Source organism: Mycobacterium sp. NGS48 (assembly GCF_059812585.1).
Genome location: NZ_JCALCY010000024.1, coordinates 22,791 through 31,108, shown reverse-complemented (window position 1 = coordinate 31,108; position 8,318 = coordinate 22,791). Strand labels below are relative to the sequence as shown.

The window sequence follows — 8,318 nt, the reverse complement described above, 5'->3', positions numbered from 1 at the left end:
TTATCTGCCAAAAGTGCTGTGGCGCTGGAGAAGCAGGCCGCAAGGCTGGCGGGCTACGTTGCGGACCACGCCGAACTGGATGCCGTTGATGTGGGGTGGTCGCTGGCGGGGCGGTCGACCTTTGAGCATCGGGCGGTGGTCATCGGTTCTGATCGTGATCAGTTGTTGGGCGGGCTGGGGGAGTTGGTCGATGGCCTACCGGGTGTCGGTGTGGTGTCGGGGCGGGCGACCCCGGCGGGCAAGACCGTGTTCGTCTTCCCCGGCCAAGGCTCCCAATGGCTCGGCATGGGCATGGGATTACACGCCGCATACCCGGTATTCGCCGAAGCGTTCAACACTGTCGTCGCCGAGTTGGACCGGCATCTGTTGCGACCACTGCGCGAGGTGATGTGGGGGCATGACGAAGAACTCTTGAACACAACCGAATTCGCCCAACCCGCGTTGTTCGCCGCGGAAGTGGCCCTGTTCCGGCTGCTGGAGTCGTGGGGCATGCGGCCCGATTACCTGATGGGGCACTCGGTCGGCGAGTTGACCGCCGCGCACGTCGCCGGTGTCCTCTCGCTGGAGAACGCCGCCGTTCTGGTGGCCGCACGCGGCCGATTCATGCAGGCGCTGCCCGCCGGCGGCGCCATGTTCGCGGTGCAGGCGACCGAAGAAGAAGTGCGGCCGATGCTCGGCGACGACGCCGGCATCGCTGCGGTGAACGCTCCCTCGTCGGTCGTGATCTCCGGGGCCGAGGACGCGGTGACGGCGATCGCCGAGCAACTGCGCGTCCAGGGCCGCAGAACGCACAGGCTCGCTGTGTCGCACGCCTTCCACTCGCCGTTGATGGAACCAATGATCACCGAATTCGCCACGGTGGCAGCCGGACTCGCCATTGCGCAGCCCAGCATTCCAATCATCTCGAACGTCACCGGCCAGTTGGCCGGCGACGACTTCGCCTCCGCGCAGTACTGGACTCAGCATGTCCGGGCAGCGGTGCGATTTGCCGACAGCATTCGCTTCGCCCAGTCCGCCGGCGCCACCCTCTTCCTGGAAGTCGGTCCCGGCGGCGGCTTGACCGCATCGATCGACGAGTCGCTGCCCGACGCTGACGTGGTGTCGGTACCCATGCTGCGCAAAGATCGCCCCGAGCCGGTCACCCTGGCAAATGCGATCGCCCAGGGTTTTGTGTCGGGCACCGCAGTCGATTGGCGTGCCGTGCTTTCCGGCGGCCGATTCGTCGAGCTCCCGACCTATGCCTTCGAGCGCCGCCGGTTCTGGCTCTCCGGTGACGGCGCCGCGGTCGATGCCGCAGGTTTGGGCTTGGCCCCCAGTGAACATCCGCTGCTGGGCGCCGTGGTCGAACTGCCCACCTCCGGCGGGGTGGTGCTGACCGGCCGGCTGTCGCCGGCGTCGCAGCGGTGGTTGGCCGACCACGCGGTCGGCGGGGTGGTCCTGTTCCCCGGGGCCGGGTTCGTCGAATTGGTGATCCGGGCCGCCGACGAAGTCGGTTGCGGCGTCGTCGAGGAATTGATGCTGGCCGCGCCGCTGGTGCTGCCGGCCTCCGGTTCGGTCGCCGTGCAGGTCGTGGTGGGCGCCGCCGAGGAGACGGGTTCCCGTGCCGTGTCGGTGTTTTCCCGCGCCGAGGCCGGCTCCGGCTGGGTGTTGCACGCCGAGGGAACGGTGGCCGCCGGTGCTGTCGAGCCGAGCACGAATTTGTCGGCCTGGCCTCCAATCGGCGCCGACGCAGTGGACGTGGCCGGAATTTACGACCAGCTGGCCGCACGCGGATACGGATATGGTCCGGCGTTTCAGGGCTTGACCGCGATGTGGCGCCGCGGCGACGAGGTGTTCGCCGAGGTGTCGCTGCCGGCCGACGCGGGTACGTCGCCCGCCGGGTTCGGTGTACATCCGGCGGTCCTGGATGCGGCGCTGCACGCGGTGATCGTCGCCACCAACGGCACGGATTCCGATGGTGGTGTGCTGGTGCCGTTCTCGTGGCAGCGAGTGTGCTTGCATGCCGCCGGCGCGTCGGCGCTGCGGGCCCGCATCGCGCCGACAGGACCGTCCGCAGTGTCGATCGAGCTGGCGGACGCGTTGGGCCTGCCGGTGTTGTCGGTGGCCGCGATGGTGGCCCGGCCGGTGTCCCAGCAGCAACTGATGGCGGCGGTATCGGGCTCGGGCCCTGATCGACTGTTCGAGGTGATCTGGTCACCGCAGCCGTCGGTGGTCGACGCCGATGCCGTTGCCTCCCACGAGGTGTTCGAATCTCTGCCGGTGGCCGGCGATCCCGTCACCGAAGCACACCAGCGCACGCATGCCGCGCTGAGTGCAGTGCAGTCGTGGCTTTCCGAACACGATTCGGGAATGTTGGTGGTGACGACCCGCGGTGCGGTGGCGTTGCCGGGGGAGGCCGTCACGGATTTGGCCGGTGCGGCGGTGTGGGGGCTGGTGCGCTCGGCGCAGACCGAGCATCCCGGCCGGCTGGTGCTCGCCGACGTCGACGCACCGGTTGACGATTCCACCGCGGCCGCGATATTGGCGGTCGGTGAGCCGCAGGTGGTGCTGCGCGACGGCGTCCTCCATATCGCGCGGGTCCACGGCAGCCGGGCGGTAGACGGGCTGTTGGTCCCTCCGTCCGGCGAAACCGCTTGGCGGCTCGGGCTTTCGGCCGCAGGAACTTTCGAGAACCTGCTGCTGGAGCCGCTGCCCGACGCCGACGCGCCGCTTGAGTCCGGGCATGTCCGTATTGCCGTGGACGCCATGGCGGCCAACTTCCGCGACGTGATGATCACGCTGGGTCTGTACCCCGACGACGCAGCGGCGATGGGCGTCGAAGCGTCCGGCGTCGTCGTCGAGACCGGGCCCGCAGTTACCCAATTCGCGGTCGGCGACCGGGTAACCGGGTTGTTCCCGGAAGGCACCGGCACGATCGCGACCACCGACCAGCGCCTGCTGATCGAAATCCCGCCAGGGTGGTCGCATACCGAGGCCGCCACGGTGCCAGTGGTCTTCGCGACCGCGTATTACGCCCTGTCGGCGCTGGCCGAAGTCAAGCCGGGCCAGCGGATCCTCATCCATGCCGCCGCCGGCGGTGTCGGGATGGCCGCCGTGCAGTTGGCGCGGCACTGGGGCCTGGAGGTGTTCGCCACGGCCAGTCGCGGCAAGTGGGACACCCTGCGGTCGATGGGCTTTGACGAGGACCACATCGCCGATTCGCGCAGCCTGGACTTCGAGGACAAATTCCGGGCGGCCACCGACGGCCGCGGGGTAGATGTCGTACTTGACTCGCTGTCCGGTGACTTCGTCGACGCCTCGCTGCGACTGGTGGCTCCCGGCGGGATCTTCCTGGAAATGGGCAAGACCGATATGCGCGATCCCGCGGTCGTCGCCGACGGCCATCCCGGGGTGCGCTACCGTGCCTTCGACCTTTTCGAGGCCGGGCCAGATCACATTCGGCGGATCCTCGCCGATTTGGCGGCCATGTTCGCGGACAAGGCTTTACGTCCGCTGCCGGTCACCACGTTCGACATTCGGCGGGCGCCGGCGGCGTTGCGGTACTTGAGTCAGGCGCGCCACGTCGGCAAGGTTGTGATGACGATGCCTGACGCGTGGACGGCAGGCACGGTGATGATCACCGGTGCTACCGGAATGGCGGGCTCCGCCCTGGCCCGGCATGTGGTGACCCGACACGGTGTGCACCACCTGATCCTGGTCAGCCGCCGCGGACTCGATGCGCCGGGCGCCGGGGAGTTGGCTGCCGAACTCACGGCAGCCGGTGCCGACGTGCGGGTGGTGGCCTGCGACGCGGCGAACCGGGATGCATTGTCCGCGGTGATTTCCGATGTCCCCGCGCAGCATCCGCTGTCGGCGGTGATTCACGCCGCAGGGGTACTCGATGACGCGGTGATCACGTCGTTGACGCCTGAGCGCATCGACACGGTGATGCGGGCCAAAGTGGATGCGGCCTGGAATTTGCACGAATTGACTCGCGATCTCGGTCTGTCGGCGTTTGTGATGTTCTCGTCGATGGCCGCTCTGGTGGGATCGTCCGGGCAGGCCAACTACGCGGCGGCCAACTCGTTCCTCGATGCGCTGGCAGTGCACCGGCGTGCGGAGGGCCTGCCGGCGACCACGCTGGGCTGGGGTTTGTGGGATCAGGCCAGCGACATGACCGGAGGACTCGAGGCAGTCGATTTCGCCCGGTTCGCCCGCGACGGCATCGTGGCGATGTCCGCCGACGAGGCGCTCGGATTGCTCGACACCGCAATGATTGTCGACGAGCCGTTCCTGCTGCCGGCCCGCATCGACCTCACGGCGTTGCGCGCCAAGTTCGACGGTGGCACGCTGCCGCCGATGTTCGTCGATCTGATCAGTGCGCCGGCGCGGCGTCAGGTGGACGACTCGCTGGCCGCCGCCAAGTCGAAAACCGCTCTGCTGCAGCGCTTGGAAGGACTGCCTGAGGATGAGCAGCACGCCGTGCTGCTGGATCTGGTGCGTTCCCACATCGCCACCGTGCTGGGCAACACGACGACCGAGGCCATCGATCCGGACAAAGCCTTCCAGGAGCTGGGATTCGACTCGCTGACCGCGGTCGAGATGCGCAACCGGCTCAAAGCGGCCACTGGATTGGCTCTTTCGCCCACCCTCATCTTCGACTACCCGAACTCGGCTGCGCTGGCTGGGTATTTCCACCAAGAACTGCTCGGCGCCGCCGATCAGCCTGCGCCAAAGGCCGCGCCCGGGGAAGCGGAGATTCAGCGGGTGGTCGCGTCGATTCCGGTCAAGCGCCTGCGGCAGGCCGGGGTGTTGGACCTGCTGCTCGGTTTGGCCAATGAAGTCGACGGCGACGGCGTCGGGGAGACCAGAGAGAAAGACCTCGCCGACATGGATCTCGACGATCTGGTCAACGCGGCGCTGCTCGATGACGACGAGTAGCGAGTTGAGATTCCGGGTCATTTCGTGAGGATCGCCGTCACCGGAGCCAGCGGCGTGATCGGTCGCGGCGTAGTGGGCCGATTGCTCTCCCTGGGGCACGAGGTTGTCGGGCTGGCACGTCATCGCCCCGAAAGCTGGCCCAGCGCAGCCGCCTTCGTCGACGGCGACATTCGCGATGCAGCGGCGGTCCGACACGCCATCACCGGGGCCGATGTCGTCGCGCACTGCGCTTGGGTGGCTGACCCCGGCGCAGATGCACAGCTCGCGCACGACATCAACCTCGGCGGGACCGCCAACGTGCTGGACGCGATCACGCGGGCCGGCACCCGGCGGGTGGTGTTCGCGTCCTCGGCGTACGCATACGGTGCGCGCGAGCGCGGAGCGCCACCGCGCAGCGAAGACCACCAACTCAGCCCGGTAACCGCCGAAGCCCGCGCCGAGGAAATGCTGGCGACCTCCGGCACGGAATGGGTGGCGGTCCGCTCCGCGGTCATCCTCGGCCGAAACGTCGACAACTGGGTGCTCCGGTTCTGGGCGTCATTGTTGTTTCCAGCGACTGATGGGTCTGGGGACCGTGCGCTGCAGGTTGTGCACCCCGACGACGCACATCGGGTGTTCGTTCGAGCGATTCTCGACACCGGCATCGACAGCGGGCCGGTCAACCTTGCTGCGCCGGGGGAACCGACGTTCGCTGAGATCGCCGCCGCGGTCAGACGCCCGACGGCGCGGGTGGGAAAGCGGCTGGGCGCACTGCTTCGGCGGATGAGTGCGGCCGCCGAGCTCGAGCACCTGCTGGCTGCTCCCTTGATGGAAACCGCACGGCTGCACGACACCTGGAAGTTCACCCCGGCCTGGAGCGCCGCTGAATGCGTCGCTGATTTCGCGTTGGCGGTACGCGGACGGGTGAGCCTGGGCACGCGGGTGATGTCACTGCCATGGCAGTTGACCAATGTCCAGGACATCCCGGCGGTTGACGCGCCGGCTGCTGACGGCACGGTTCCCGCCCTGGCCGGCCCGGACGGCTGTAACGGGGAGTTCGACACTCCGATCGACCGGCGCTTCCCGACCTTTTTGGCCACGAATCTGTCGGAGGCGCTGCCCGGACCGTTTTCGCCGTCGTCGGTGTCGGTCGCCGTGCGCGGCCTGCGAGCCGGCGGTGTCGGTATCGCCGAGCGGCTGCGGCCGGGCGGGTTGATCCAACGCGAAATCGCCATGCGAACTGTCGCGGTGTTCGCCCACCGGCTGTATGGCGCCATTACCGCCGCGCATTTCATGGCCGAAACCGTGCCGTTCGTCAAACCGGCGACGGTCGTCAGTAACAGCGGATTCTTCGGCCCCAGCGCCGGCAGCCTGCCGATCTTCGGTGAGCAGCGATTGCCGAGCCAATCTGGCCACGCCGCAAAACAAATGCGCACCCTTCGCAACATCGGGGTGTTCGGGGTCAATCTGGTCGGCCTCAGCGCGGGCTCGGGGCGGGATACCCGCGACTACATCGCCGATATCGACCGGTTGGAGCGTCTGGTGGGCGACGACCCCACCCAACTGGACGACGATCGCCTGCTCAGTTTGATCTTGCTGGCACGCGATCACGTCGTGCACGGTTGGGTGCTGGCATCGGGGTCTTTTATGCTCTCGGCGGCGTTCAGTGTGATCCTGCGGGGGCTGGGCGGACGCAACATCGCGCCCTCGGCCGGGCCGGACTTGGCCAGTGCGCGCTTGCTGGGCGCGCTGCACCGGCTGGTGGCCGCGGCGCAGAACGATCCGGATGCGGCTGAGGTGCTTGCCGGTCCGGGTAACCGGCTCGCGGCGCTGGCCGAGAAGGCGCCGCGATTCCACGCTGCGGTCCTCGACGAGCTGGCGCAGATCGGTCACCGGGGGCCGGCGGAAGTCGAGATGTTGTCGACCACCTATGCCGACGATCCCGAACTGCTGCTCCGGATGGTCGCGAAATCGTTGAATGCCCCAGCGCCGGCGCAGCCCCGTCATCCGCGGATCCCGGTCCAGGCTCGACCGGTCGCGCAATTGGCCGTGCATCAAATTCGCGACCGCGAAGTACGTCGCGACAAGATGGTGCGGGCCATTTGGATCTTGCGAAAGCTATTGCGGGAGCAGGGACGTCGGCTCACCGACGGCGGAGACCTCGACACTCCCGACGACGTGTTCTATTTGTTGGTCGATGAGCTCGACGCGCTGCCCGCCGACGCGGCGGACATTGTGGCGCGCCGCCGCGCCGAACAGCGCAACCTGGCAGACGTCATTCCCCCGGCAGTGTTCAGCGGCGGCTGGCAGCCGGCCGCCGGTCCGAAAAGCGTCCTCACCGCCGGACAGACCCTGCATGGCCTCGGTGTCTGCGGTGGACGGGTCCGCGGCCGCGTGCGGATCGTTCGGCCGGAAACCATCGACGACCTGGAACCCGGTGAGATCCTGGTCGCGGAGGTCACCGATGTCGGCTACACCGCCGCGTTCTCCTATGCCGCCGCGGTCGTGACCGAGCTCGGTGGCCCGATGTCGCATGCCGCGGTGGTGGCGCGCGAGTTCGGGTTTCCCTGCGTGGTCGACGTCGAAGGCGCCACTCGACGCCTCACACCCGGGGCGCTCATCGAGGTCGACGGCAGTACCGGAGAGATCCGCGTCCTAGAGGTTGGCGGCCTCAGCAGCTGAACTTCTGCCCGACGCCGTCGGGCGGCGGAACCGCCTGCAGACACCCGAACGGCTCGATACCCGTGGCGGCCAGCGCAGCCGCCGACCGGTGCGCATAGTTCACGCAATACACGCCGACTTGGTCTGCGCGACAACGATAGTCACCGAAGGACAACGATTTCCCAACCGGCAGATCGGCCCCGTTGCCGCGTGCGAACGGCCCGGGATCGGCATGGGCCGACCCCACCTGCAGGCTGGCGCCGTCGAAGTCGACCCAACCGCTCTGCCATTGCCCGTAGACGGTCGCCGGTCGCGGTGGCGGATGGGCCAAGCCGACCAGACAGGACAGCGCGCCGCCGGTGTGTTTGGTGTCGGTCATGCAGCGGACTTTGGCAACGGTGAACGCAATGTCAGTACCGAGGTCGGCGGCCACCCCGTCGCGCGTTGCGCGGTGATACGCGCCCCCGTCGGCCGGGGCGCCGGCTTCCACCCACGCGATGACATCGGAGATCGGTGCGCCAGCACTCGGCGCGACGGCCGCGGCCGGCGGCGGGCGGTTCGAGGGCGGGGTGGAAGTTGCCCGCGAAGGTGTGGATGCAGAGGTCGAGGGCTGCGTGCCGCGGCTATCGGTCCCGTGCGAGCACCCGACGACCAGCAACGACGCTGCGACCAGCGCGGCAATCCGCATTGTGCCAGGTTAACTGTCGTCGCTTGATTCTGCGGACCTGCCCCACCCGCCACGGGCACATTCGCTAACG

The 8,318-nt window shown here is 68.1% G+C and carries 3 protein-coding genes; 2 read left to right on the top strand and 1 reads right to left on the bottom strand.

From position 1 onward, the window contains the following. Both AC5Y42_RS22585 and AC5Y42_RS22580 read left to right on the top strand, forming a co-directional pair. Positions 1 to 4,920 (top strand): SDR family NAD(P)-dependent oxidoreductase (locus tag AC5Y42_RS22585; RefSeq protein WP_499900793.1); only part of this gene is annotated, 4,920 nt, incomplete at its 5' end. A gap of 24 nt (positions 4,921 to 4,944) precedes the next feature. After that, positions 4,945 to 7,581: an NAD-dependent epimerase/dehydratase family protein gene (locus tag AC5Y42_RS22580; protein ID WP_499900792.1), complete on the top strand. Its 2,637-nt coding sequence runs from the start codon at positions 4,945 to 4,947 to the stop codon at positions 7,579 to 7,581. On the opposite strand, the gene AC5Y42_RS22575 is transcribed toward AC5Y42_RS22580, so the two are convergent. Beyond that, complete coding sequence (locus tag AC5Y42_RS22575; RefSeq protein ID WP_499900791.1) at positions 7,571 to 8,248, bottom strand: hypothetical protein; 678 nt, start codon at positions 8,246 to 8,248, stop codon at positions 7,571 to 7,573. The two genes, AC5Y42_RS22580 and AC5Y42_RS22575, sit on opposite strands and share 11 nt — an antisense overlap. Positions 8,249 to 8,318 lie beyond the last annotated feature (70 nt).